25 protein-coding genes are annotated in these 24,630 nt (G+C 66.5%); 6 read left to right on the top strand and 19 right to left on the bottom strand.

Annotated features, from left to right (window positions below):
* Position 1: 1 nt before the first annotated feature.
* Together O9320_17705 and O9320_17700 are read right to left on the bottom strand one after the other, a co-directional pair.
* Complete coding sequence (locus O9320_17705) at positions 2-700, bottom strand: response regulator (GenBank protein MCZ8312684.1); 699 nt, start codon at positions 698-700, stop codon at positions 2-4.
* Positions 697-2,184 carry a DUF4118 domain-containing protein gene (locus O9320_17700; protein MCZ8312683.1) on the bottom strand — a complete coding sequence of 496 codons (1,488 nt, stop codon included), beginning with the start codon at positions 2,182-2,184 and terminating at the stop codon, positions 697-699. The genes O9320_17705 and O9320_17700 overlap by 4 nt, the downstream gene beginning before the upstream one ends.
* A gap of 152 nt (positions 2,185-2,336) precedes the next feature.
* Between O9320_17700 and O9320_17695 the strand changes: the two genes are divergently transcribed.
* On the top strand, positions 2,337-4,256 hold the full coding sequence (locus tag O9320_17695; GenBank protein ID MCZ8312682.1) for a potassium transporter Kup: 1,920 nt from the start codon (positions 2,337-2,339) through the stop codon (positions 4,254-4,256).
* On the opposite strand, the gene O9320_17690 is transcribed toward O9320_17695, so the two are convergent.
* From O9320_17690 to efp, 11 genes are all read right to left on the bottom strand, one after another.
* A complete protein-coding gene (locus O9320_17690) occupies positions 4,246-4,548 on the bottom strand; it encodes a GNAT family N-acetyltransferase (protein MCZ8312681.1) in 303 nt (100 codons plus the stop codon). The genes O9320_17695 and O9320_17690 overlap by 11 nt on opposite strands.
* Before the next feature lie 9 nt (positions 4,549-4,557).
* Entirely contained in the window at positions 4,558-6,066 is a 1,509-nt protein-coding gene (locus tag O9320_17685) for a tripartite tricarboxylate transporter permease (GenBank protein ID MCZ8312680.1), read from the bottom strand.
* Between the two features lie 16 nt (positions 6,067-6,082).
* Positions 6,083-6,556, bottom strand: coding sequence for a tripartite tricarboxylate transporter TctB family protein (locus O9320_17680; protein ID MCZ8312679.1), 474 nt, complete (start codon positions 6,554-6,556; stop codon positions 6,083-6,085).
* An 18-nt stretch (positions 6,557-6,574) separates the two neighbouring features.
* The gene (locus tag O9320_17675; protein MCZ8312678.1) at positions 6,575-7,543 is read right to left on the bottom strand and encodes a tripartite tricarboxylate transporter substrate binding protein; all 969 of its coding nucleotides are present in this window, start codon (positions 7,541-7,543) and stop codon (positions 6,575-6,577) included.
* A gap of 107 nt (positions 7,544-7,650) precedes the next feature.
* Positions 7,651-8,538 carry a TauD/TfdA family dioxygenase gene (locus O9320_17670; protein MCZ8312677.1) on the bottom strand — a complete coding sequence of 296 codons (888 nt, stop codon included), beginning with the start codon at positions 8,536-8,538 and terminating at the stop codon, positions 7,651-7,653.
* A gap of 246 nt (positions 8,539-8,784) precedes the next feature.
* The gene (locus O9320_17665; GenBank protein MCZ8312676.1) at positions 8,785-9,219 is read right to left on the bottom strand and encodes a CAP domain-containing protein; all 435 of its coding nucleotides are present in this window, start codon (positions 9,217-9,219) and stop codon (positions 8,785-8,787) included.
* Positions 9,216-10,346, bottom strand: coding sequence for a peptidoglycan -binding protein (locus O9320_17660; GenBank protein MCZ8312675.1), 1,131 nt, complete (start codon positions 10,344-10,346; stop codon positions 9,216-9,218). Before O9320_17660 ends, O9320_17665 begins: the two co-directional genes overlap by 4 nt.
* A 6-nt stretch (positions 10,347-10,352) precedes the next feature.
* A complete protein-coding gene (locus tag O9320_17655; protein ID MCZ8312674.1) occupies positions 10,353-11,510 on the bottom strand; it encodes a flagellar motor protein MotA in 1,158 nt (385 codons plus the stop codon).
* A 29-nt stretch (positions 11,511-11,539) separates the two neighbouring features.
* Positions 11,540-12,703, bottom strand: a complete 1,164-nt coding sequence (locus O9320_17650; protein MCZ8312673.1) for an OmpA family protein — start codon at positions 12,701-12,703, stop codon at positions 11,540-11,542.
* Between the two features lie 61 nt (positions 12,704-12,764).
* Positions 12,765-13,586 (bottom strand): inositol monophosphatase family protein, encoded by an 822-nt coding sequence (locus O9320_17645; GenBank protein MCZ8312672.1) that lies wholly within the window; start codon positions 13,584-13,586, stop codon positions 12,765-12,767.
* Positions 13,587-14,153: an elongation factor P gene (gene efp / locus O9320_17640; protein MCZ8312671.1), complete on the bottom strand. Its 567-nt coding sequence runs from the start codon at positions 14,151-14,153 to the stop codon at positions 13,587-13,589.
* Between the two features lie 117 nt (positions 14,154-14,270).
* Here efp and O9320_17635 point away from each other — a divergent pair, with 117 nt between their 5' ends.
* Both O9320_17635 and O9320_17630 read left to right on the top strand, forming a co-directional pair.
* Complete coding sequence (locus O9320_17635; GenBank protein ID MCZ8312670.1) at positions 14,271-15,161, top strand: SMP-30/gluconolactonase/LRE family protein; 891 nt, start codon at positions 14,271-14,273, stop codon at positions 15,159-15,161.
* Complete coding sequence (locus tag O9320_17630) at positions 15,158-15,793, top strand: LysE family transporter (GenBank protein ID MCZ8312669.1); 636 nt, start codon at positions 15,158-15,160, stop codon at positions 15,791-15,793. The genes O9320_17635 and O9320_17630 overlap by 4 nt, the downstream gene beginning before the upstream one ends.
* 9 nt (positions 15,794-15,802) lie before the next feature.
* Here the strand turns inward: O9320_17630 and phnE are convergent, their stop codons facing one another.
* The 3 genes from phnE to phnD are packed head-to-tail and all read right to left on the bottom strand — an operon-like array spanning position 15,803 to position 18,306.
* Positions 15,803-16,600, bottom strand: a complete 798-nt coding sequence (gene phnE, locus O9320_17625) for a phosphonate ABC transporter, permease protein PhnE (protein MCZ8312668.1) — start codon at positions 16,598-16,600, stop codon at positions 15,803-15,805.
* Entirely contained in the window at positions 16,593-17,429 is an 837-nt protein-coding gene (locus O9320_17620) for an ATP-binding cassette domain-containing protein (GenBank protein MCZ8312667.1), read from the bottom strand. Before O9320_17620 ends, phnE begins: the two co-directional genes overlap by 8 nt.
* A 4-nt stretch (positions 17,430-17,433) precedes the next feature.
* A complete protein-coding gene (gene phnD / locus O9320_17615) occupies positions 17,434-18,306 on the bottom strand; it encodes a phosphate/phosphite/phosphonate ABC transporter substrate-binding protein (GenBank protein MCZ8312666.1) in 873 nt (290 codons plus the stop codon).
* Between the two features lie 165 nt (positions 18,307-18,471).
* Here phnD and O9320_17610 point away from each other — a divergent pair, with 165 nt between their 5' ends.
* The gene (locus tag O9320_17610; GenBank protein MCZ8312665.1) at positions 18,472-19,617 is read left to right on the top strand and encodes an alpha-D-ribose 1-methylphosphonate 5-triphosphate diphosphatase; all 1,146 of its coding nucleotides are present in this window, start codon (positions 18,472-18,474) and stop codon (positions 19,615-19,617) included.
* Positions 19,618-19,629: 12 nt separating this feature from the next.
* On the opposite strand, the gene thiE is transcribed toward O9320_17610, so the two are convergent.
* Together thiE and O9320_17600 are read right to left on the bottom strand one after the other, a co-directional pair.
* Entirely contained in the window at positions 19,630-20,277 is a 648-nt protein-coding gene (gene thiE, locus O9320_17605; protein MCZ8312664.1) for a thiamine phosphate synthase, read from the bottom strand.
* An 11-nt stretch (positions 20,278-20,288) separates the two neighbouring features.
* Positions 20,289-21,203, bottom strand: coding sequence for a class I fructose-bisphosphate aldolase (locus O9320_17600; GenBank protein ID MCZ8312663.1), 915 nt, complete (start codon positions 21,201-21,203; stop codon positions 20,289-20,291).
* A gap of 130 nt (positions 21,204-21,333) precedes the next feature.
* Here O9320_17600 and O9320_17595 point away from each other — a divergent pair, with 130 nt between their 5' ends.
* Both O9320_17595 and O9320_17590 read left to right on the top strand, forming a co-directional pair.
* The gene (locus O9320_17595; GenBank protein ID MCZ8312662.1) at positions 21,334-22,083 is read left to right on the top strand and encodes a creatininase family protein; all 750 of its coding nucleotides are present in this window, start codon (positions 21,334-21,336) and stop codon (positions 22,081-22,083) included.
* Positions 22,084-22,167: 84 nt separating this feature from the next.
* Entirely contained in the window at positions 22,168-22,857 is a 690-nt protein-coding gene (locus O9320_17590; protein MCZ8312661.1) for a DUF2076 domain-containing protein, read from the top strand.
* Positions 22,858-22,900: 43 nt separating this feature from the next.
* Here O9320_17590 and O9320_17585 read toward each other — a convergent pair whose 3' ends face one another.
* Positions 22,901-24,580: an ATP-binding protein gene (locus O9320_17585; GenBank protein MCZ8312660.1), complete on the bottom strand. Its 1,680-nt coding sequence runs from the start codon at positions 24,578-24,580 to the stop codon at positions 22,901-22,903.
* Between the last annotated feature and the right edge of the window lie 50 nt (positions 24,581-24,630).

Below are 24,630 nucleotides of genomic sequence, written 5' to 3'. Positions count from 1 at the left end.
CTCAAACGCCGCCGGTGCCGTTTTCTTCGGCCCGGTAACCCACACCCGGCACCGTCGCGATCAGACGCGGCTGTGCCGGATCGGTTTCGATCTTCTGGCGCAGCTGGCTTACGAACACGCGCAGATACGCGACGTCTTCGACATGCGCAGGCCCCCAGATCCGCGTCAAGATCTGGCGATGCGTCAGCACGCGGCCGACATTGCGGGCCAGCAATTCCAGAAGCTCAAATTGTTTGGGGGTGAGTTTGAGTTTCCGCCCGTCGCGCGCGGCGTCGTGGGCGGCGGCGTCGATCGCAAGATTGCCCAGGCGCAGCACGCCCGCGACGGGGCCCGTGCTTGCGCGCGCACGCAAGCACGCGCGTAAGCGCGCCAGCAATTCGCCGATCGCGAAGGGTTTGGCCACGAAATCGTCCGCACCCATGTCGAGTGCCGCGATCTTGCGCGCCTCGTCGTCCTGCGCCGACAGCACGATGATCGGCAGCATCGAGGTCTGGCGGATCTGCCCGATGAGCGTGATGCCGTCGGTATCGGGCAGGCCCAGATCGACGATCGCGATGTCGGGGGGTGTGGCCTTTACGGCGCTGAAAGCGGCGGCCGCCGTTTCGGCCGACAATACGCGGTAGCCGGCAGCCTCCAGCGCGTGGCGCAAAAAGCGCTGGATATGCGGTTCGTCGTCCACGATCAGGACAGCCGCACTCATGGGGCACCTGGCGGGCTCGCAGCCGCGAATGCGAAGACGATCTGCGTGCCCGTACCGTCGGCCTTGGGGCTCGCGATGTCGACGGTGCCGCCGAGTGTGCGGGCAATGTCGCGCGCGATCGTAAGGCCAAGCCCGGTTCCGCCCGGCCGCGCATCCGCACCGCGGAAAAACGGGTCGAAGACGCGCGCAAGATCGCCGGCGGCAATGCCCGGTCCGTCGTCGGCGACGGCAACGCGTACCATCCCGCCGTCGGCCCAGACGCGCACTGCGACGACCCGGCCGGGCGGCGAGACGCGCGCGGCATTTTCGAGCACGTTGAAAATCGCCTGTTCGAGCAATACGGCATCGGTGTGCAGCAGCGGTGCGGCGTGCGCCGCAGCAAGTGCGAAGCGCACGGTGGGGAAGGCGTGCTTGGCGCGCGCGACGGCCCCTTGGGCGATGTCGTTGGCGTCGGCCCAATCGACGTTCGGCTCGATGCCGGATTTGAGCCGCGTCATGTGCAGGAGGTTGGCGACGTAGCGCGCAAGGCGCCCCGCCTCCTCCTCGATCGCCGCCGCGAGTTCGCCGCGTGCCGCCGGCGAAAGTCCGCTGTCGAGTTCCCGCAAGCTCGACGCAGCCCCCAGAATGGTCGCAAGCGGCGTTTTGAGGTCGTGCGACAGCGACGCGAGCATGGCCGCACGCACATTCGCTTTTTCGGCCTCTTCCTTGGCGCTGCGCGCCGCTTCGCCCAAAACCGCGCGCGCGGCGGCAAGTTGGCCTTGCAGCAGCATGGCGTCGAGCACCGCATCGGGGGCGTCGTTTGCGGGGCGAAATCCGACCACGGCATCGCTGTCGGCGAGCCGCACGAACACGAACATGTTGCCGGCCCATCCGGGCACGGTGCGGCTTTCGCGCGTGCCGTGGCGCCAGGCGCGGTCGGCCGCTTGCAGTTCGACCGCGTCGAGCACCAAGCTCTCCGGCATGCGGTGCACGACCGCAAGCCGGTCGTGGCGCCAGCGCAGCAGCACGGCAGCGCCGGCTGCCGCCGCAAGATGTTCGACCGTCAGGCGTTCGATCTCGCCAGCGTCGCGCGAAGCGGCGATCTCGGCAGTGAAGGCGGCGAGCCGCTCAAGGGCGGCCGCGCGCGCAGCCGCCGTTCTGGCTTCGGCGCGCATACGGCTTGCGAGCCATCCGGTCGTCGCGGCGGCAAACAGGAAGACGGCCAGCAACAAGAGATCGGCCGGTGCTGCGACGCGCAGCGTGTGCACGGGTTCGATGAAAAAGAAATTGTAGGCGACGAACGCGCCGAGCGATGCGGCGATGCCGCCCGACATTCCGAGCCGCAGAGCCGCCACCAGCACGCCGACCAGAAACAGCAGCGGCAGACTTGCGGCCGGCAGGAATTGTGCAGCGATCGAACTCAGCGCCGTGACGGCGGCGACGATCGCGGCGGCGGCCCCGATAGTGGCCCCGACAGTGGACGAAGGAGAGGCAAGGCGTCGCATTGGCATCTTGTGTGCGGCAGGCGGGCTTGCTTTGTCCACCGTCTTTACGGGTTCTTTATGCAGGCACCTCGCAATCCCCATCGAATCTTTACGCGCCGCCGGCGATCTTCGGGGGGCGTGGCCCGCTTGCATCCCGGGCCCTTGGAGCCGTTATGACCACCGCCCTTCGCACCTCTTCTTCCACTGCCGCTGCCGCCGCAACACCCGCCGGATTCTGGGGCCTCACGCTCGGCTCGATCGGCGTCGTCTACGGCGACATCGGCACCTCGCCGCTCTACGCGTTCCGCGAGGCGATTTTGGCTGCGGGCGGCGTCGATGCAGCCGCCAATGCAGCCGCCTTGCGCGAACAGGTGCTGGGCCTGCTGTCGCTGATCGTGTGGGCGCTCGTGATCGTCGTCACGCTCAAATACGTCTTCGTGCTGCTGCGCGCCGACAATCGCGGCGAAGGCGGCACGTTGTCGCTGGTTGCCCTTGCCCAACGCGCGCTTGGCGGTTCCGCTCCGGTGGTCTTTGTGATCGGCGCCATTGGTGCCGCACTCTTTTACGGCGATGCGCTGATTACGCCCGCGATCTCGGTTCTTTCGGCGGTCGAAGGCCTGAAGTTGATCGCGCCCGAATTGGCGCCGTTCGTGGTGCCGACGACGGTTGCGATCATTCTGGCGCTGTTCGCCGTGCAGAGCCGGGGAACTGCGGCTGTGGCGGGGTGGTTCGGGCCGATCACGCTCGTCTGGTTCTTGGCAATGGGCGTGGGCGGCCTCGTGCACATCGTCGGCGATCCGACGATCCTGGCGGCGGCGGATCCCTCGCATGCGGCGGGCTTTCTTGCGCGCAACGGGGCCGTCGGCTTCGTCGTGTTGGGGGCGGTGTTTCTGGCGGTGACCGGGGCCGAGGCGCTTTATGCCGATCTCGGCCATTTCGGCCGCCGACCGATCCAAACCGCTTGGCTGTTCGCGGTGTTCCCGGCCCTCGTCACGAACTATTTCGGCCAGGGCGTTCTCGTGCTGCAGAATCCCGAAGCGCTCGAGAATCCGTTTTTCCTGCTCTATCCCGAATGGGCGCTGATCCCGATGGTGGTGCTGGCCACGATGGCGACTATCATCGCGAGCCAAGCGGTGATCACGGGCGCCTATTCGCTGACCCGCCAGGCGATCCAACTCAAACTGCTGCCGCGGATGCGCGTGCTGCACACGTCGCACGCGCAAGCGGGTCAGATCTACATGCCGCTCGTCAACGCGCTGCTCGCCGTTGGCGTCGTGGCGCTGGTGCTGGCGTTCGGCACCTCGTCTTCGCTTGCCACCGCCTACGGCATCGCCGTGACCGGCACGATGTTCTTCACGACGATCCTGGCCGCGATAGTCGCCGTGCGCGGCTGGGGCTGGCAGCTGTGGCGCGCGGCTCTGCTGTTCGCGCCGCTGATGGCGGTGGATGTGGTGTTCCTGGGGGCAAACATGGTCAAGATACTCGAAGGCGGCTATGCAACGATTCTGGTTGCGGCATTGGTGCTGGCCACGATGCGCACATGGCGCAAGGGCGCGCAGCTGCTGGCGCAGAAAGACCGCGCTGCCGAGACGCCGCTTGCCGACCTGCTCGCCATGCTCGAGCGGCGCCCGCCTGCCCAAACGCCGGGAACGGCCGTGTTCCTGACGGCGCATCCCGACATGGCGCCCGTCGCCCTGATGCACAGCCTCAAGCATTTCAAGGTGCTGCACGCGCACAACGTGATCCTGACCGTCGCCACCGCCGACGTACCGCGTGTGTCCGACGCTGACCGCGTGAAGCTCAGGCGACTGGCTGCCAACTTCACCGCCGTCACGCTGACCTTCGGCTACATGGACGAACCCAACGTGCCGCGCGCCCTTGCGCTGTGTGCACCTCTGGGCTGGGATTTCGACGCGATGTCGACGTCGTTCCTCGTGTCGCGGCGCGCACTGAAGCCTGCAGCCGACAGCCCGCTGCCGCTGTGGCAGAACCGGCTTTTCATTCTGCTCAACCGCAATGCGGCCGGTGCGACCGACTATTTCCAGATTCCGGCCGGACGCGTGGTCGAAATCGGCACGCAAGTCAACCTGTAGGCCGCTCGAAATAATCGTCCCATTCTTCGCTGTGCGTGCGGCGGAAGCCGTGGCGTTCGTAGAGCCGCGCGGCGTCGCTCCGTTTGAGCACGCCCAAACGCACCGGCAAGCCGGCCGCGTCGGTCTCGGCGAGGATGGCGGCGAGCACGTTACTGCCGAGACCGCTTTTCTGCCGTTTGTGTGCGATGAAAAAATGTTCGATCTCGAACGCGTCGTCGCGGCGGCTGCGGGCGATGCTGCCCGCGAGTTCGCCAGCGACGCGCACGAGGCGCAGCGTTGCGGCGATCCGCAAGATCGAGCGCTACCCTTCCCCCTCGCCCGGCGGGAAAATGCGCTTCCAAAGGCGCGACATACCGCCGAGTGCGACGACGATGAAGACCACGCTCCAGATTCCGATCGTGATCGGACTGCTCCAGAACACGGAAAGGTCGCCTTGGCTCATGTAGAGCCCTTCGCGGAAATGCTTTTCGATCATCGGCCCGAGCACCACGCCGACCACCAGCGGTGCGAGCTGGAATTCCAGCTTGCGCAGCACGTAGCCCAGGATGCCGAGCCCCAGCAGCAGGGATACGTCGAACATGCTGTTGCGCAGGCTGTAGGAGCCGATGACGGCCATCATCAGGATGGTCGGCAGCAGGATGTATGCGGGAATGCGCAGCATATTGACCCAGAGCCCGATCATTGGGACGTTGATCACCACCAGCATGATGTTGCCCACGAACATCGAAGCAATGACGGCCCAGAAGATTTCCGGGTGGATGGTCATCAGCAGCGGGCCGGGCTGCACGTTGTGCACCATCATGGCGCCCAGCATAAGCGCCGTCGCCGAGCTGAAGGGGATGCCGAGCCCGAGCAATGGCACCATCAGCGACGTCGCCGCCGCGTTGTTGGCCGTCTCGGGCGCGGCGACTCCCTCGATCGCACCTTCGCCGATCTCGTGCTTGTACTTGGAGACCGCCTTCTCGAGCCGGTATGCCGTGAACGTGGACAGCGTCGTGGCCGGCCCCGGGAGCAGTCCGAAGAGGAAGCCCACGATCGTGCCGCGCCCCATCGGCGCCCAGGAGCGACGTATTTCCGCGCGCGTCGGCAGCATCTCGCGGACCCGCACGCGCATGGGCTTGGCCTGATCGGCCAGCGATTCGACGACGACCATGACCTCGGCAATGCCGTAGACACCCACCGCCAGCACCGCCAGTTCCAGCCCCTGGGCGAGGTCGTTGATACCGAAGGTGAAGCGATACTGTCCGGACACCGCTTCCTGGCCGACGGTGCTGAGCAGGAGGCCGATGGCCATCGGCAGCAAGCCGGCCGCCATCGTGCCCGCGGAAATGCGCGACAGTAACAAGAGGCCGCCTGCGGTCAGCGCGAAAAACTCGCCCGGGCCGAAAATGATGGCCAGCTCCGCAAGCGTCGGCACGAACAACATGACGCCGACGATGGAGATCGTGCCGCCGACAAAGGAGCCGGCGGCGACGATGAACAGCACGGCGCCCGCGCGGCCCTTTTTGGTGAGCTTGTAGCCGTCGATGCAGGTCATCACCGAGGCGGCTTCGCCCGGCATGTTCATCAAGATGGCGGTGGTCGAGCCGCCATACATCGCGCCGTAGAGCATGCTCGCCATCATGATGAGCCCGGTGCTTGGCCCCATCGCATAGGTGAAAGGCAGCAGCAGCGCGAGGCCCGCCGTCGGGCCGAAACCCGGCAGCACGCCGATCGCGGTGCCGGCAAACGCGCCTGCGAATGCGGCGAGAAGATTCTGGTACGTAAAGGCGAGGCTCAGCCCGTACCATAGTCCTTCGATGGGGTCCATTTCGCGCCGACTCCGGTCAAAGATCCAGGAGGCCGCGCGGCATCGGGACGTTGAGCAAGCGCACGAAGACGGCGTAAAGCGTGCCGGAGATGGCCAGCGAATAGGCGATCACGCGCGGCCAGCCCACGTCGGACAGCACGCGCATGAGCATGATCAGGAACAGCGAACTCGCGATGATCTGCCCCAGCCACGGCAGCGCCACGATGTACACGAACAGCGCGCCCAGCAGCACCAGCAGGCGCCGAGCGTCTTGGCGGGCAGGGAATTCCACTTGCTCGGCGGCCGGCATGCGCCAACCCTCCCACACGGTGCTCAGGCTCGCGAACGCGAGAATGACGCCGACCGCGATCGGAAAGAGGCTGGCGCCGGGCCGGGCCAGCTCGCCGAACGGGAGCTGGACCGACATGCCGAGATATCCGGCGGACATTGCCAGCCCTCCGGCGCCGAGCGCGAGGTAGGCCTTGCGCTTCTGGAGGCGGGAGACGTTCATTGCGGACGCTCGCCCTGCCTATTTGTCGGCGAGCCGCTCGGCGAAGTCCTTGCCTTGCTTGAGCAGGTCCTCGCGCGTCGCGTCGGGGCCCTTCACGTCGGGCACGAAATCCTGCTTCTTGGCGAACGCAGCCCAATCGTCGCTGCGACCGACCTGCGTCGAGGCAGCGACCAGCTTGTCGAGCACGTCTTTGGGCAATCCCTTCGGCGCGAAGACGTAGAACTCGGCAAGGATCGACACGTCGCCGTGGGTGTCGTCGATCGAGGCCGCTTCGGGATACACCGCGTGTTTGCCGCGCTGGAACACCGCGAGCGCACGCAACCGGCCCGCAGCGACATGGCCCGCACCCACCGACACCGAACCGGCGCTGGCTTCGACACGACCGCCGAGCACGGCCAGCGTGGCCTCGGCGCCGCCGCCGCTGAAGGGAACCGTGACGATGCGCACGCCTGCCACTTTGTTCAGCTTCTGGATCGTGAGTTCGCCCAGCGTACCGACGCCCGGGATGGCCACACGCATCTTGCCGGGGTTCTGTTTGGCGTCGGCGACGAAGTCGGCGTAGGTCTTCCACGGCGCGTCGGCCCGCACGTAAAGCACGTCCGAGCGGTAGCCCAGCTTGACGATCGGCTGGTAGTCGTCGGACGTCTTGAAGACCAGAGCGGGGTTCAGCAGCGGCTGCAACACCAGCGCATCGTTCGCGACGAAGCCGATCGTGTAGCCGTCCGGCCTGGATTGGATGACCTGGGTGCTGCCGATCGTGCCCGTTCCGCCGGGCTTGTTCTCGACGTTGATCTTCGCACCCAGCACCTTCGCCAGATCGCCGGCGAACTGGCGCCCGATGATGTCGGTCGATCCGCCGATGCCGAAGGGGATGACGAGCGTGATGTCGCGGCTCGGATAGGACTGGGCGTGCGCCGCGGATGCGAGGCTCAACAGGGCGGCCGCGGACAGCAGCATGCGGCGGGACAGATCGGCGAGGCGCGTCATCGGGTTTTCTCCTTCATAGGGGAAACATCGTCGCGCGGCGGCGCCATGCGCGTCGCCGCAATTTTGGAGGAACTATTCGGTCGGATGCCGGGGTTGATTTCCCGGCATCAGGAAACCGCCGCAATCTCCGCCTTGGCCGCCAAGCCGCTCAGGCACGTACGATGCAGGACGCGCGCTTGGACGCCGACATTGAAGTTGTCGTCGCCGCGATGCAGCAGGCTGCCATTGTCCCACATCAGCACGTCGCCCCGGCGCCAGGAATGGCGGTAGACGAACTGCTCCTGGGTTGCATAGGCCTCCAGGGCATCGATGGGCGCCCGCCCGGCAGCTTCCTGGCCTTCCAGATGCGAGGCGTGCTCGCCCATGAACAGTCCTTTGCGTCCCGAGTACGGGTTGATGCGGACCAGCGGATGGGCCATCGGCGGGCCGGCGTCCTCGATCTCTTGGGGCGTGGGCACCTTGCCGGCCCGCCGAATGGAATATTCGCGGCTGTGGACCACTCGGACGTTCTCGAGTTTGGCTTTCTCCTGCGCCGACAGCGCGTCGTATGCCGCATTCATGTCGGCAAAGCATGTCTCGCCGCCGGCCGACGGTAGGATCACCGGATGCAGAATGGTGGCAAAGCAGGGCGTGGAAAGGAAGGATTTGTCGGTGTGCCAGCGCCGGGTCTCCAGATTGCCCGTCGGCTTGCCGTCCTTGCCGAGATTGGTGACGATATTCAGCAGCGGCAGCGGGTTGTCGATGCCCCGGTTGGCGATCGTGAAGAGCTCCAACGGGCCGAATTGCTGCGTGAATGCGACCTGCTGCTCCCCGCTGAGCGTCTGGTCGCGAAAACAGACCGCCTTGAACCGGATCAGCGTCTCCAGCACGGCCTCGCGCGCGGCGGCATCGAGCGGATTGCGCAGGTCCAATCCGACGATTTCGACAGCGAATTGGTCCGAGAGCGGGCGGATTTCGAATGAAACGTGCCGATCATTGGCGTGGTCGTCGGGCATCGTGGGGTCCCCCAGCAGAGCGTTCCGGCGCGGGCAGAACACGCTGCGTCGGACCGGCGTCTTTTTTGTCGAGCAGTCGAGCGGTTGCTAGACCGCACCTGCCATTTCCGCCATTTGGGAAATTGTATTATCTACAAGTCAATAAGGCAATACCCAACCTCGACCGACCCAAGTTCGGTCGGATGCGCCTGATGACGTCGCCGAACGGCGGCGGCTTGTGCGAAGACGAAAGCCGGTGCCATCGCGTCAGCCCGCCACCACGAGCGCCCAATAGGTGCGTGCGCGCGCCAGCCCGTGGCGCGTGATCGCAGGCAGTTCGAGATTGGCGCGATGCGGCGGCGAGGCGACCCACAGATCGAGCGCTTCGCTTTCGCTTGCCGCCCCCACCGCGAGATTTTCGGCGACGATGCGCCAGGCGACGCGCGTTGCGGCCGCGCGCTCGCCAAGATCGCGGCCTTGCCCGTCGCGATGGTCGAGGCGGCCGCGCGCGTCGTTGTCGGCTGCGATTGCGGCTGCGACCGCCACAAGCCGTGCATCGGGAGCGGTCACTTGCAGACCGCGCGTGCGGCGGAATTCGGCGAAGCCCGCATCGAAGGCCGGAGTTTGGGCGGCGGCGGCCGGCATGCCGAGCAAGCAAAATCCCGAAATCAGAAAGCGCCGCCGCTTCACCGGCCAGCTCATCGATTGGTGAGCCGCAATTCGATGCGTCGATTGCGCCGCCAACCCACCTCGTCGTCGCGCTCGTCGATGGGCTGGAACTCGGCCATGCCGGCGGCTTGCAGCCGCTCGGCCGGCAGGCCGTTGGCCATCAAGAAGCGCACGACCGAGATCGCGCGTGCGGACGACAACTCCCAGTTCGACGGAAACTCGCGCGTCGCGATGGGCCGCCGATCGGTATGGCCCGTCACCTGCAGCACCCAGTCGATTTCCTTGGGGATGCGCGATGTGGTGTCGCGCAGCACTTCGGCGAGGCGCTGCAACTGGCGCCCGCCGTCGAGTTCGATGGTGGCGGCACCCGAGGCGAACAGCACTTCGGACTGGAACACGAAGCGGTCGCCGACGATGCGCACTTCGGCGCGGTCGCCGAGCGCTTGGCGCAGGCGGCCGAAAAACTCCGAACGGTAGCGGCTGAGTTCTTCCACGCGGCTTGCGAGCGCCAAGTTCAAGCGCCGTCCGAGATCGACGATCTGCGCCTGCGCTTCGGCCGATTTGCGTTCCGAATCGGCGAGGATCGCTTCAAGGCGGCGCAATTGCTCGCGCAATTCGGCCGTCTGGCGATTGAGCAAGGCGACCTGCGCCTGCGCTTCGCTCGACACGCGCCTTTCGGCCGTGGTGGCCTCTTCGGCGGCGGCGAGGCGCCGCTCCATCTCGAGCCGCATCGAGGCGAGCGCTTCGAGCTCGCGCAGCTGCATTTCGACCTTGGCGCGGTCGGCGTCGATCGTTTTGTTTGCGTCTTCGAGCGCTTTGGCGCGCTCGGCCGAGAGGGAAGTGGCGGCGGCCGCCTCGGTCTTCAACCTGTCGGCCTCGGCAAGGCTCGCCTGCAATTCGGCGACGACGGCATCGAAGCGCTGGCGGATGTCTTGCGTCTGGCGGCGCTCGAGGGCGAGGGTTGCCGCAAGCTCCGAGATCTGGGCGGACGCGCGCGCGAGCTGGTCGTCGCGCCCGGCGATCACGTCTTTGAGATAGAACTGGAAGACCGCGAACACCATCATCACGAAAACGACCGCGATGACGAGCGTCGCAAGCGCATCGACGAAGCCCGGCCACACGTCGATCGTGCGCACGTGCCGGCGCGAGCCGCCGCGCATGGTGGCCTAGCTCCGCGGTTCTTCGGCGAGGTTGGCGATGGTGCGCGCCAACAGCCGGATCTCGTTGCGGATGTCCTGCGTCATCTGCAGGCGGCCGGCACTGCCTTCTTCGACCACGCGCGCGAGGGCCAGATCCATGTTGCGGATATGCAGGCGCGTGGCGTCGTCCATCGCGGCCCCGCCGCCGCCGCGCGGCGCTTCGGCCATCTTGACGAGGGCGGTGCGCAATTCGATCTGGCCTTCGGCGAGTTTCAGCAGCAATTGCTGCTCGGCCTTCATCTGGTCGGCGAGCTGGCCGAGCTTGTCGATGAGCTGCAGGCTCGCACCTGCGGAGGTGGCGCGGCCGTCTTCGGCACGCGCCATCGTGCGCTGCAGATTCTCGAGATTGTCGGCCGTCGTCTCGAGCAGGGCTTGGATGTAGGCGGGCACGGTTTCCCCGCCTTCGCCGCCGCCGATGGATCCGCTCGACAGGCGCGTCTGCGCCGACAGCCATTCTTCGAGATCGTTGTAGAAGCGGTTCTGCGCCTGGCCCGCCTGCAGATCGCAGAAGCCGAGCACGATCGAGCTCGCAAGCCCGAACAGCGACGTGCCGAAGGCCGTCCCCATGCCGGATAGCGGCGCTTTGAGGCCGGCTTGCAGATCGTTGAAGAGGGTGGCCGTGTCGGTCGAGGCCGACAGCGTGGAAACGACGCCGCCCACCGCCGCCACGGTCTGCAGCAAGCCCCAGAAGGTGCCGAGCAATCCGAGGAAAATCAGCAGGCCTACGAGATAGCGCGACAGATCGCGGCTCTCGTCCATGCGGCTGCCGATCGAATCGAGCAGCGAGCGCATCGAAGCGGTCGAAAGACTGAAGCGCCCGGTGCGTTCGCCAAGCATCTTGGCCATGGGGGCAAGCAGGCGCGGCGGCGCTTCGTTCGACAGGGCCGGGCGGTTGGCGCGGAACTTGTCGATCCACGCGATCTCGGCATTCAGCGAAACGATCTGGCGGAAATTGAACAGAATGCCCAAAGCGAGCACGCCGAGGATGAGGCCGTTCAGCGCCAGATGGTGTTGGAAGGCTTCGGATATGCCGTCGAACAGCAGATAGACCACGCCGCCGACGGCCGCCAGGAACAGCAAGGTGCGAACCAGAAAACGTGTCGGGCGGCCGATCGGCTGGTCCATCGCGGCGCTCGCCTTTCCGGTCTCGGCGTCTAGCGGCGGATCAGCAGCACATCGACGCGGTCGGGCGGGCCGTCGCTCGCACGGCCCAGTGCCCGCACGTCGATGCGCGTGGACGCGATCCCTTGCTCGATCAGATAGCCGCGCACGGCGAGCGCACGCGACAGCGACAGGCGCCGCGCTTGGCCGCCCTGGTCGTCGCCGCCCGAGGCAAAGGCCTGCAGTTGCAAGCGCGCAGCCGTATCGCGCTGCAATTCTTCGATCACGCGCGCGAGCGAAGGCCGCGCGTCGGCGCCGAGCTCAGCACCGCCCGCGGCAAAGCCCAGCCGTGCGACCGGATCGGTTGCCGCGCGAGCTGCCGGTGCGGCTGCGACTTGTGCCGGCGCAGCGGCGGGTGCCGGTGCGGCAACGGGTGCCGGTGCCGGTGCCGGTGCAGCCACGGGGGCAGGTGCGGGTGCTGGAGTCGGTGCTGGTGCTGGGGCAGCGATTTGCGCCGGCGGCGGTGCGATGGCGGCCGGTGCCGATGCGTTTTGAGCCGGGGCGCTGGGCGCCGACGCAGCAGGCGGCGGTACGATCGTCTGCGGCGCGCGCATCACGTTGGCCGAGGGCGGCGGCGGCGGCGCACTTGCCATCGCGGTCGGTGCGGGTGTGGACGAATTGAGCGTCGGCGGGGTCGGGCGCCCGGCGCTGCTTGCGGGGGCATTGGCAGCCGGCGGCGGCGTGATGGCTTGCGGTGCGGCGGCCATCGCGGGCGGCGGGGCAGACGGCGTGCCGAGCGGATTGGCCGGCGTTGCGGGCACGGGTACGGCGGTCGAGGGGGCGGCATCGCCGAAGGTCGGCGGGGCTGCGGGCGGCACAAAACCGCTGCCCGACGGCGGCACCAAGGGGGCGCGCGTCACCGGGCTTGTCGGCGCGGCGGCAAGCGGTGTGGGTGCCGTACGCGGCGGCGTCAAACCGCCGAAATTTGCAGCAGGGGCGGCAGCACCTGGGCCCGTGGCACTGCGCGGCAGGCGCAATTGCGGCGTTTCAGCACCGGGGACCGGCATCTCGTCGAGGACGGACCAATCGACCTCGACGCTCGGGCGCGGCTGGCGCAATTGCTGTTGGGCGGCCAGCGGGGTGGCGGCAACGGCAAGGCCCAAGGCCAGGACGCTTGTGGCCAAGAGAGGGGTGCGGGGGATCTGATGTGCGCTCATAAGGCCCTGACCTTACCGCGATGCAGCGGCGGCAAACAACGGCTTTGCGTGCCGTTTGGGCTCAAACCTGGGGAGAACTCGACCCGCCCGCTTCGCGAAGCAATTTGCCAAGCCGGTCGAACAATTTGGCATTGCCGGCCACGACGTTGCCGGTGGCGAGCGCATCGGGCCCGCCGTCGATGTCGCCCGCAAAACCGCCTGCTTCCTTGATCAGCAGCAGGCCTGCCGCGATGTCCCATTTTTTGAGGCCGATTTCGAAAAACCCGTCGAGTCGCCCGGCCGCGACATAAGCCAAATCGAGGGCGGCGGCACCGGCCCGGCGCACGCCCGCCGTCTCGGCGATCGTGGCGGCCAAAAGCTTCAGATAATGCGGATGGTCGCCCATGCCCCGGAACGGCACGCCCGTGCCGATCAAAGCTTCGCCCAAATCGCGGCGGCCCGACACGCGCAAGCGGCGGTCGTTGAGGAAGGCACCGCGGCCCTTTTCGGCGAAATAAAGCTCGTCCGTGACCGGGTTGAAGATGAGCCCCGCAAGAATGTCGTCTTTGTGGACGAGAGCGATCGAAATCGCGAAATGCGGGATCGAGTGCAGGAAGTTCGTCGTGCCGTCGAGCGGATCGATGATCCAGCAATGGTCGGGATCTTTGCCTACGACCGCCCCGCCTTCTTCGAGCAGGAAGGAATAGCCGGGGCGCGCCTTCTCAAGCTCGCTGCGCAAGGTGCGCTCGGCGCCGAGATCGGCGGTCGACACGAAGTCGCTGGGGCCTTTGACCGACACCTGCAGCTGTTCGACCTCGCCGAAATCGCGAACGAGATTGCGCCCGGCCTTGCGGGCCGCGCGTTCCATCACGTTGTAGAGGGCTGAGCGGGCGGTCGGGCGCATTTAGTCTTTGGCGCGCTCGACATAGGCGCGCTCGGCGATGTTCACGACCACGCGCTCGCCAGCCGCCACGAACGGCGGCACGCCGATCTTCACGCCGTTGTCGAGCAAAGCGGGCTTGTACGACGAAGACGCCGTCTGGCCTTTGACGACCGCATCGGCCTCGACGATCGTGCAGATCGCCGTAACCGGCAATTCGACGCCGACCGGAATGCCTTCGATGAACTGCACCGACACGACCATGTTGTCGGTCAGGAACGCCGCCGGATCGCCGATCATCTCTTCGACGAGCATCACCTGTTCGTAGGACTGGTTGTCCATGAACGTGTATTGTTCGCCTTCCTTGTACAGATACTGGAGGTCCTTCTCTTCGACGCGCAAAAGCTCGCACGTTTCGTCGGAGCGGAACTTCATGTTCGACTTCGTGCCGGTCTTGATGTCGCGCACTTCGATCTGGTTGAAGGCGCCACCTTTGCCCGGGCTCACGATATTGTGCTTGATGACGCGCCACATCTTGCCGTCGACTTCGATGACGTTGCCCGCACGGATGGCGCTGCCGATGATCTTCATTCTAATATCCGCCGAAATGTCCAGGGTTCGGGAAGGGCCGGGAAACTAACGTGGGTTCGCCCGCTTGGCAACCGGGAAACCCCGGCACCAAAAGCCCGGCATCAAGAGGAAGCTTTTATGAGCTGGTTTGCCCGTCCGCGCGACATCGACACGAAGATGCATGCGCGCCTGCCCGAAAGCTTGCGTGCCCCAGCCCGCACAGCGTGGGCCGACGCCAACAAAGGCGGGCAGGCGGTCGATAGTTTTCTCGAAGGCCCGTGCTTGGCCGCCGACGGCACGCTTTATCTTGTAGATATTCCGTTCGGGCGCGTGCTGGCCGTGTCGCCTTCGGGCGATTGGCGCGTGGTGGCGCAATACGAAGGCTGGCCCAACGGCCTTAAAATCCGCGCCGACGGCTCGCTGTTGGTGGCCGACTATCGCCGCGGCCTCGTTGCGATCGATGCGCGCACCGGCGCTGTCGCCCCCGTGCTGGCGACCCAGCACAGCGAGAGCTTCAAGGGTCTCAACGATCTCGCTTTGGCGGCCGACGGGTCGGTGTGGTTTACCGACCAGGGCCAAACCGGTCTGCACGATCCCACGGGCCGCGTCTATCGGCTGGGCGCGGATGGCGCACTCGCGCGCATTCTCGCCAATTGCCCGAGCCCCAACGGCCTCGCCTTCAACCGGGCGGGCACGCATCTTTATGTCGCGTTGACGCGGGCGGGCCAAATCTGGCGCGTGAATGCCGATCCCGGCACGCTCGGCGCCAAGACGCAGCTCTTCGCGCAATTGCCGGGCGGCGTGTCGGGCCCCGACGGGCTCGTCGTCGACGGCCAAGACCGCGTGATCGTGTGCGATCCGGGGCATGGGTGCGCGTGGGTTCTGAGCAACTGGGGCGAGCCGTTGTTACGGCTGGTGAGCTGCGGCGGGCGCGCGATCACGAATGCCGTGCTCGCGCCCGACGGCCGCACGCTGTATCTGACCGATTCCGATACGGGCCAAGTCTTGGCGGCGGAGTTGCCGGCGTGAGCGAACTCTTCGTCGCGGCGTTTTTTCTGGGCCTGCTGTTCAACGTCGTTCCGGGTGCCGTGTTCGCCGAAACGTTGCGGCGCGGTTTGCGCGGCGGCTACGGCCCCGCCTTCGCGGTGCAAGTGGGCTCGCTCGTGGGCGACTTCACCTGGGCCGTGCTGGGCTTGGCGGGAGCGGGTGCGTTGTTCACGCTGCCGCATGTGGAAGCACCGCTTGCCCTTGCCGGTGCGGCGTTGCTGCTGTGGCTCGCCGCCCAAAGTGTGCGCGATGGCCTGGCACCGGTGCCCGCCTTCGATCCGAACGAACCCGAAGGTGTCGCGGACAAAACCGGGATCGCCGTGGGGGCGGCCATGTCGCTGTCGAACCCGATGAACATCACCTACTGGGCGGGTTTGGGCGGTACCATCGCCGTGCTCGCGCCGGGCCACGCAGGCTGGCAGCCCTTCGCCGTGTTTCTGGCGGGCTTCATGACGTCGTCGCTGCTCTGGTGTTTCGTGTGTGCCGGCCTTGTCGCCGCCACGCGCCGCATGATCGGGCCGTTTTTGTGGCGCACGCTCAATTTCGGCTGTGCGGCGGGCTTGGCAGCGTTCGCCGTGCTCGTCGTGGCGCGGCTCGCAGGGTTCGAGGTTTAGGGCCGCGCGTCAGATCATGCGGCGGCGCAGCCACGCGCTGAAACGCTCGACCGCGATGACGAGGACGAAAATCGCGATGATGATCGTCGCGGCCTCGGGGTAGCGGAACAGCTCCATCGAGACTTGCAGTTCGATGCCGATGCCGCCCGCCCCGACGAGGCCCAGTACGACCGACGACCGCGTCGCCTTTTCGAGGCTGAACAGCGACGTGTTGACCATCGAGGGCATTGCGGCGGGCAGCACGGCCGCCGCAATGATCGACACGCGGCCCGCCCCGATCGCGCGCAGCGCTTCTTGCGGGTTGCGGTCGGCCTCTTCCATCGCTTCGGCAAAAAAGCGGCCGCAGAAACCGATCTTGTCGATCATGATCGCAAGCGTGCCCGCAAACGGGCCGAGCCCGACCGCAACGACGAAAACCAGCGCCCAGACAAGGTCGGGCACGGTCCGGAACAGGGCGATGAGCGCGCGCGACGCATGGTAGAAAACCGGGTGCGGCGTCAGATGGCGCGTGGCGAGGATCGCGAGCGGCAGGCTCAGCACCACGCCGGCCGCAGTACCCACCAACGCCATCTGGAACGTCTCCAGCAGCGCCCAGCCGACCTTGGCCAGCCGGTCGGGCGAGGGCGGAAACATCTCGCCCACGATGCGCGCGATATTGGGAATGCCTTGAACGAACTCCGTCGCCGAAAATCCGGTGCCGCGCAGTGCGGACACGAACAAAGCACCCGCCGCCACCCACAGCACGAAGGCGAGCAATCCGGGCCGTTCGAAGCGCGGCGGCAGTGCGGCGACGTTGCGGTCAACCATAGAGGCCCCGCAGATCGTCGGCGCGCAGGCTGTGCGTGGCCGCGTCGATTTCCACGCGGCCCGCGCGCAGGGCGACCACGCGGTCGGAAAACTCGAGCGCGTGCGCAAGGTTGTGCGTCGTGTAGACGAACGTCAGTTTTTCGCGCCGGTTGAGATCGGCAAACAGCGCCATCACCTCGGCGCCCGCCGCCGGATCGAGGCTTGCCGCCGGTTCGTCGGCGAAAACGATCTCGGCTTTTTGCATGAGGGCCCGCGCCACCGCCACGCGTTGCGACTGGCCGCCGGACAGCCGGTCTGAGCGCCGCGCGGCGATTTCGGCCAGGCCGACGCGCGCAAGGCACGCGAGCGCTTCGGCGCGTAAGCCGTCGGGGGCGAGCGCTTGCGACCAAAGCTGCGGCGGCCAGAGGCGCGCGGATTCACGGCGGCCCAGCGCGCCGTGGATCGTGTTCGAAAGCGCGCTGAGGCGCGGCACCAGATTGTGGCGCTGGAAGACAAAGCCGACCCGTGCGCGAAGTTCGCGCAACGGTGCCGCCGACGCACCGACAAGTTCGCGGCTGAACAGCTTGACCGACCCCGCATCGGGCTCGGCCAGCCGCAGACAGCAGCACAGCAGCGTCGATTTGCCGGCACCGTTGGCGCCGAGCAGGGCGACCGCCTCGCCTTTGCCGACGGCAAACGAGATGTCGGAAAAGACCGGCTTGTCGGCGCCGAAGCGCTTGGCAAGGCCGGCCACTTCGAGAACGGGCGCAGACGTGCCGGGCACCGGGCGCGCAGGCTTTTGCGGCAGTGCCGCTGCGCGCTCGGCTTCCAGCAGACCCGGCAGCACCATCGGCTCAGTTTCCGACGAATTCGCCGAACTGGGTCTGGCCGATCGTGCGGTACATCTTGCGCACGTAGTTGTAGTCCGCGTCGCGGATCGACGGCACCCACGACATGCCTTTGAACTTCACGTTCTCGCCTTCGCCCGCGAGGATCGCTTTGGTCATTTCGGCCGCGTTGTCGGCGATGCCCTTGCGCAGTCGCTCGACGACCGACGCCTCGATATGCGCGCCCGCCAGGATGAGGTCGAGCGGCAAGTCGCGGCCGCGCGCAATCACAAAGTACGGCGTGGCCGGATCGCGTTCGACGAGGCGCTGGAAGTCGGTGTAGTTCATGCCCATGGCCGCGATGTCGCCGCGCTTGAGCGCTTCGAAGCCGACATTGGCCGACACATGCGTGACCTGGAAGTCTTCGCGCGGATTGAGGCCTTGATCGGCCAGCACCTGCATCGGCCCCAGATGGCGCGAGGTCGAGCCGATCGACCCGAATGCGACCTTCTTGCCCTTGAGTTCGGACACTTCTGTGATGCCGCTGTCGGCGCGCACGACGACGTTGGCGTAGTAGTCGGTGCGTTGCAGCGCGATGACCGGCACGGCGTTGGTGCGGGTGCGGAACACGACGTATTCGGCAGGCCCGGTGAAGACGAGATCGACGCGCTTGGCATTCATCGCCTCGACCGCCGCCGTACGGTTGGTGACGGCGAAAAACGCGAGCTTGAGGCCGGTGCGCGCTTCGAGGGCCTTCTGGAACGGTCCCCATTCGCGCTGCAGATTCTCGAGGCCGACGACGTCGGTCACGGCAAAACGCAGCTCGGCAGGCGCTTGCGCGTGGGCGGGGCTTGCGATGGCTGCGAGCGCTGCAAGGGCCAGGAAATGGCGGCGGATCATGGTCGGTCCTCCCGAAACGGTGTGACGAAGCCTCTCTTCATCGCGCCGCGGTATTGCTTCGACATGACGCATCCGTGAGCGTTATGTGACTCTCGCGCAGGAAAAGCGAAAAACCGTAACGTTTCGCAGTTACGACAGCGCGAAACGTCCCAAGGAGCCAAACGCATGCACCCGACGCGTATCGTCAATGCCCGCATTCCCGGCCCGGACGGAGCTCTGGCCGCCGCCGAAATCGAAATGGTCGACGGCCGGTTCGGGACCGTCGGCGCCACCGCCAAGATTTGGGACGCGCGCGGCTTGCTGCTGCTGCCCGGCATCGTCGACATCCACGGCGACGCATTCGAGCGCCAGGCGATGCCGCGACCGGGCGTCTTTTTCGACGACGACATCGCGCTGCTCGAAACCGACCGGCAATTGGTCGCCAACGGCATTACGACGGCGTTCCATGCGCTGACCTGGTCGTGGGAGCCGGGCTTGCGCAGCACCGAGCGTGCGCAACGTTTTGTCGCGGCACTCGAGCGTATCGGGGCGCAGCTGGCGTGCGACACGAAGCTGCATTTGCGCTGGGAGACGTTCAATCTCGATGCGCTCGACGCGGCCGAAGCGTGGCTTGGCGACGGTCGCGTGGCGCTGCTGGCTTTCAACGACCACACGACCGGCATGCTGAAAGCGTCGCGCGGGCCGGCGCACGCCGCCAAGGTCGTGGAACGCACGGGGTTGAAGGCCGAAGACTACGCCGTACTTCTCGATCGAATTGCGGCCTATGCGCCCGCCGTGGCGGCCGCCAACGCGCGGCTTGCGTCGGCGGCGCGTGCTGCCGGCATTGCGCTCGCCAGCCACGACGACCGCAGCCCCGAAGACCGCGCCGCATTCCGCACATTGGGGTGCCGCATTTCCGAATTTCCGCTGACGCGCGCCACCGCCGAGGCCGCAAAAGCCGCAGGCGACCATGTGATCATGGGGGCGCCGAACGTGGTGCGCGGCGGCAGCCATCTCGCACTCGTGTCGGCCGAGACGTTGGTGCGCGCGGGCCTGTGCGACATCCTAGCGTCGGACTACTACTATCCGGCTTTGCTGCAGGCCGCGTGGCGTTTGGGCGGCGGTGCGGCGGGCTTGGCCGAATTCTGGCCGCTGATTTCGGAAAACCCGGCGCGGGCCGCCGGTCTCGCCGACCGCGGCACGCTTGCACTCGGCAAACGCGCCGATTGCATCGCCATCGACGTGTCGGGCGCACTGCCGCGCGTCGCGGCAACCTTCGTCGCAGGCCGCATGGTCTACGACGCTGCGTATCTAGGCCAGCGCGCCGCCTGAAAGCCGCGCGGCCTAGGCGTCGCTCGGCGTATTCGCCTTGATCGCTTCCGCGAATTCTTTCATCGCGGCGGCGGGACCGTTTTTGTGGTTCCACACGGCGTCGCTGACGGCGAGGAAATCGGCCCCGGCGGCAACCAACGGCCCGCAATTTTCGGGCGTAATGCCGCCGATCGCCACGCACGGCACCGTGATCGTTGCGGCCCAGTCTTCGATAAGATCGACCGTTGCCTGGCCCTTGGGCTTTTCTTTGGTCTTCGAGGCGAAGAAGGCGCCGAACGCCACATAGTCGGCACCGCCGTCGGCGGCTTCGAAGCCCAGATCCATCGAATCGTGGCAGGTGACGCCCAAGATGCGGTCCTTGCCGACGATGGCGCGCGCTTGGGCCAACGTGCCGTCTTCCTGGCCGATATGCACGCCGTCGCAATCGAGCTTGGTCGCAAGATCCGGCCGGTCGTTGATCAGGAACGCGACATTGTGCTTGTGCACGATCGGCATCAAAACCTTGACCGCTTTGGCGATCGCGGCATCCGTCGCTCCCTTCAAGCGCAGCTGGAAGCTGGCGACGTCGCCCGCCTCCAGCGCTTCGTCGAGCAAGGGAGCGAACTTCGCCGGATCGAGTTCGGGCGGGGTGATCAGATAGAGTGCCGTGCGTGCGGGCAAGCTTGCGGTCCTCAGCTCTTGTAGATGTCGATGATCTTGCCGAGCAGCGACAGCGCGTCTTCGCGTTTGCGCTGGAAGGCGTTGCGCCCGATGATCGAGCCCGTCGCCCCGCCGTTGCGCAGGGCCGTCACTTCGGCGAGCAACGCGGCTTCGTCCTTGGCTTCGCCGCCCGAGAACACGACAAGACGGCGGCCGTTGAAGCAGCTCTGCACCACGTGCGCGATGCGCTTGTCGAGCGTCGAGATGTCGACATTGGCCTTTTCGTAGGCGGCCTTGGCTTCCGGCTGCCACAGAACGTTGGTCGGCGGCTTCACCTTGATGATGTGCGCGCCCAACAGAGCCGCGAGGTGTGCGGCATAGGCCGTCACGTCGAGTGCGGTTTCGCCGGCCTTGTCGAGCTTGCCGCCGCGCGGATAGCTCCACATCACGGTCGCAATGCCGACCGACTTGGCTTCTTCCGACAGCTCGCGGATTTCTTCCATCATCGCGAACTGGTCTTCGGCACCGGGATAGATCGTAAAGCCGATGGCCGCACAGCCCAGGCGCAGCGCATCGCCGACCGACGCGGTCACGGCCTGGTCCTTGATCGTGGCAAGGCTGTTGGACGAATTCATTTTGAGGATGGTCGGGATGGCGCCGGCAAACGTGTCCGCCCCCGCCTCGAGCGGGCCCAACGGGGCCGCATAGGCCGAGCAGCCCGCGTCGATCGCGAGCTGGTAATGGTAATGCGGATCGTAGGCGTCGGGGTTGGGTGCGAAGGAGCGGGCGGGGCCATGCTCGAAGCCCTGGTCGACCGGCAGGATCACGAGCTTGCCGGTCCCGGCGAGTTTGCCGGTCGAAAGGATGCGGGCCAAGTTCGCCTTGGTGCCGGGATTGTCGCTTTCGTAGTTGGCGAGGATCTTTTTGACCTTCTGGGTGATCTTCACGGGGCCGCACTCCTGATCGGGGTCGAATAGCCAGTCGAATGGGTACGGGCTTCTAGCCCGCGTCGGCCCGTCTTGTCGAGAGGGCCAAAGCGCCGCATGATCCGCGCCCCAGAATCGGAGGAACCGCCCCATGCTGCTGCATCTGCAAACCTGGCCCGAGGTCGAAACCTATCTGAAGCGTTCGACCGCCATCATCGTGCCGATCGGTTCGACCGAGCAGCACGGGCCCACGGGCCTCATCGGCACCGATGCGATCTGCGGCGAGGCGGTGGGCCGCAAGCTTGGCGAGACCACGAAAACGCTGGTGGCACCCACGATCGCGGTCGGCATGGCGCAGCACCATCTGGCCTTTCCGGGCTCGATGACGTTGCGTCCATCGACCCTGATCGCTGTCGTGAAGGACAATGTCGAGAGTCTCGCGCGCCATGGTTTTTCGCACTTTTATTTCGTGAATGGGCATGGCGGCAACGTGGCTCCCTTCAGTGCCGCCTTCTCGGAGATCTATGCCGAGGCGTCGCTGATGCGCGCGTCCAACCGCCCGAACATTCGCTGCCGCCTGCGCAACTGGTACGATTCGGGCCGCGTCAAAGAAATCAGCCGCGAGCTTTATGCCGGTGCCGAAGGCAGCCATGCGACGCCGTCCGAAGTGTCGTTGACCTGGGCCGTCTATCCGGAGGCCGTGCGCAAGATGAAGCTCGAGCCCGAGATCGCCCCGCGCGGCAGTTTCACCGATGCTGCCGACTATCGGCGCAATTTCCCCGATGGGCGGATCGGCTCGAACCCGAACCTTGCGTCGATCGAAGCGGGCCAGCGTCTGTGGGATGCGGCCGTGGCCGATCTCGCCAAGGATCTTGCCGAATTCGTGGCGGAGCCGGCTTGATAGGTCGCGGGGTCGATTCGTTTTGTCATGCGCGCTGTGGCATACTTGAAGTCGAAATTTTCCCCCGCAAAAAGGTGAATTGCCATGACGCCCGACGAAAAGAAAATGATCGGCGAGCTGTTCGAGCGCATCGCCAAAAACCAGGAACCGGCCGCACAGAAAGACCGCGAGGCCGAAGCCTTCATCCGCGACGCCGTCCAGCGCGACGCCGGGGCCGCCTATACGCTTACCCAGATGGCGCTCGTGCAGGAGCATGCGCTGAAGCTCGCCGACGAACGGATCCGCGAGCTTGAAGCCAAACTCGGGCCTGCGGCCCATGCACCCGCAGCGCCGGCCAAATCGAGCTTCCTCGACGGGCTGCTGCCGAATTCGCCCTGGGCCCGCAAAGGCTCGGTGCCCGCAACAGGTGCGGGCGCCCAGCCGATGGTGCGGCCCGGCATGTTCGGCCAAAACGCCGGTGCGCAGGCGGCGGCTCCCCAGGGCGGCTCTTTTCTGCGCTCGGCTTTTGCGACGGCCGCCGGTGTGGCGGGCGGACTCATGCTGTTCGAAGCGGTGCGCGGGCTGATGGCGAGCGAGCCCGGCGGGGCTTTCCAGCAATCGGCGCAGGCCGCAAGCCCGGCTGCCGAGACTCCGGCGCCGGCCGAAATGGCCCCGAACGAGATGGCGCAGGCGCCCGAGCAGCCTTACGAAGATCCGGGCTACCACGACGTCGCCTCGAACGATGCGGGCTACGACGATGGCGGCAGCTTCGGGGGCGGCGACGATTTCGCCTAAGTGGGTTCGGCTAAGCCGGTTCGCTTAAGCCGCTTCGCCGTCTTCAAGCAGCCAGGGCAAAGCCGCCGGGCAGGATCGCGGTCGCGCACAGCCCGCCTTCGCGGCGATTCTCGAGCGTGAGGCTGCCGCCGTGCGCGGCCATGATCTGGGCCGAGATCGCAAGGCCAAGCCCCATGCCGTTGGGTCGCGAAGTGTTGGGATTGTCGCCGCCGAACGGCTCGAAGATCGTCTCCAGCCGTTCGGGCGCAATGCCTGGCCCCTGATCGAGCACGCGGAAGCCCGCACCGTCGGCATTGATCTGCAGTGTTGCCGCAACGACGCTGCGATGCGGGCCGTTGCGCACCGCGTTCGACAAGAGATTGACGAGCACTTGCAGCAGGCGGTTGCGGTCGCAATCCGCTCGGCACGGTCCGGCCGGCACGTGCAGCTCGATTTCGACCGATTTCGCCGCCGCGTCCGCCGTCGCCATCTCGATCGCGTCGCGCAGGATCTGTTTGAGGTCGCTGCTCTCCTTGGCGAGGGCCGCGCCGTCGAGCTCGAGGCGCGACAGATCGAGCAGCGTGCCGATCATGCGGTGCAGTTGGTCGCCTGCCCGGTGGATGATGGCGAGATTCTCGCGCGCGCGTTCGGGGATGGCGCCGCTGTAGCCGAGCCGCGTCATGTCGGCAAAGCCGATGACGGCGTTGAGCGGCGTGCGGAATTCGTGGCTGAAGCGCGCGAGCAGCAGCGTCTTGGCGTGCGCGGCGTTCTCTGCGAGATTGCGCGCGCGCTGGGCGGCATCGCGCGCCGCGACAATTTCGACCATGGCTTCACCGACGCGTCGAATCTCGCGGTCGGCCAGATACGCGGTCGTCCAGATGAGCCCGATCAGCGCGCCGAACGCGAGAAGCAAGGCCAGCACCGTCGGGCGGATCGCTGGCGGGAACGGGTCGCGCGCCGCCGTCGCAACGACTGTGAGCGGGAAGTCGGCATCGGCGTGCCAAGCGACGATGCGGATGGGCGTGCCGTTAACGTCGCCGGTGCCGTAATTCGCAAGCGGTTGCATCAGCCGCTGCTCCCAAATGTCGCGGATGGCTTGCGCATCGTCACCCTGCGCGCCGTCGTCGGTGGCCACCAGGCGGCCGTCGTTGCGGAACAGAAACCAGCGAACACCGGATGCGGCCGCATCGGCCGCCAATGCGGTTCGAATCGCTTCGATCGGCACGCCGATCGCGGCGGCGCCGGCGAATCCGCCGTCTGCATCGCGGATGGTGCGCGCGAAAGGAATGACGGTCGCCTGAAGGATCCGCGAGCTGAAGGGTGCACCGAAGCTGTAGACGAGGGAAGCGTCGGCGCGCAGCTCTCTAAAAAAGTCGTATTCGGCGAACGACCGGCCAAGCCCAAGGCGCGGTTCGCCGGCGGCGACCACCGTGCCGTCCGCATCTTGAACCATCACGCCGCGAATGGCGGTGCTGCGCACCATGGCCCTGTCGATCGCTCGGTCGGTCGCCGCGTTGGGCAAAAGCTTGCCGCGCACGGCGTCGACATTGTCGGCGACAAGATCGAGATGGGCGCGCGCACTCTCGAGCGTCAGATGCAGATTCCGGTTCGCCTGGAACGTGGCCACAATCGTTTGATGGCGCAGCACGTTGGCCGCCTCGCGGAATTCGGCGGCGACGACATAGGCAGCCCCGAACGCCAGCACCAGCGTGGCACACAGCCGCAGGAACGTGCGCAGCGACATTGGGCGATGCAAAGGCGGGCGGCGAAACGCGGCCGGCGCGCCGTGGCCAA

It is taken from the genome of Magnetospirillum sp., from assembly GCA_027532905.1.
Lineage (GTDB): Bacteria > Pseudomonadota > Alphaproteobacteria > CACIAM-22H2 > CACIAM-22H2 > Tagaea.
This window is presented reverse-complemented; position numbering and strand designations above follow the sequence as displayed.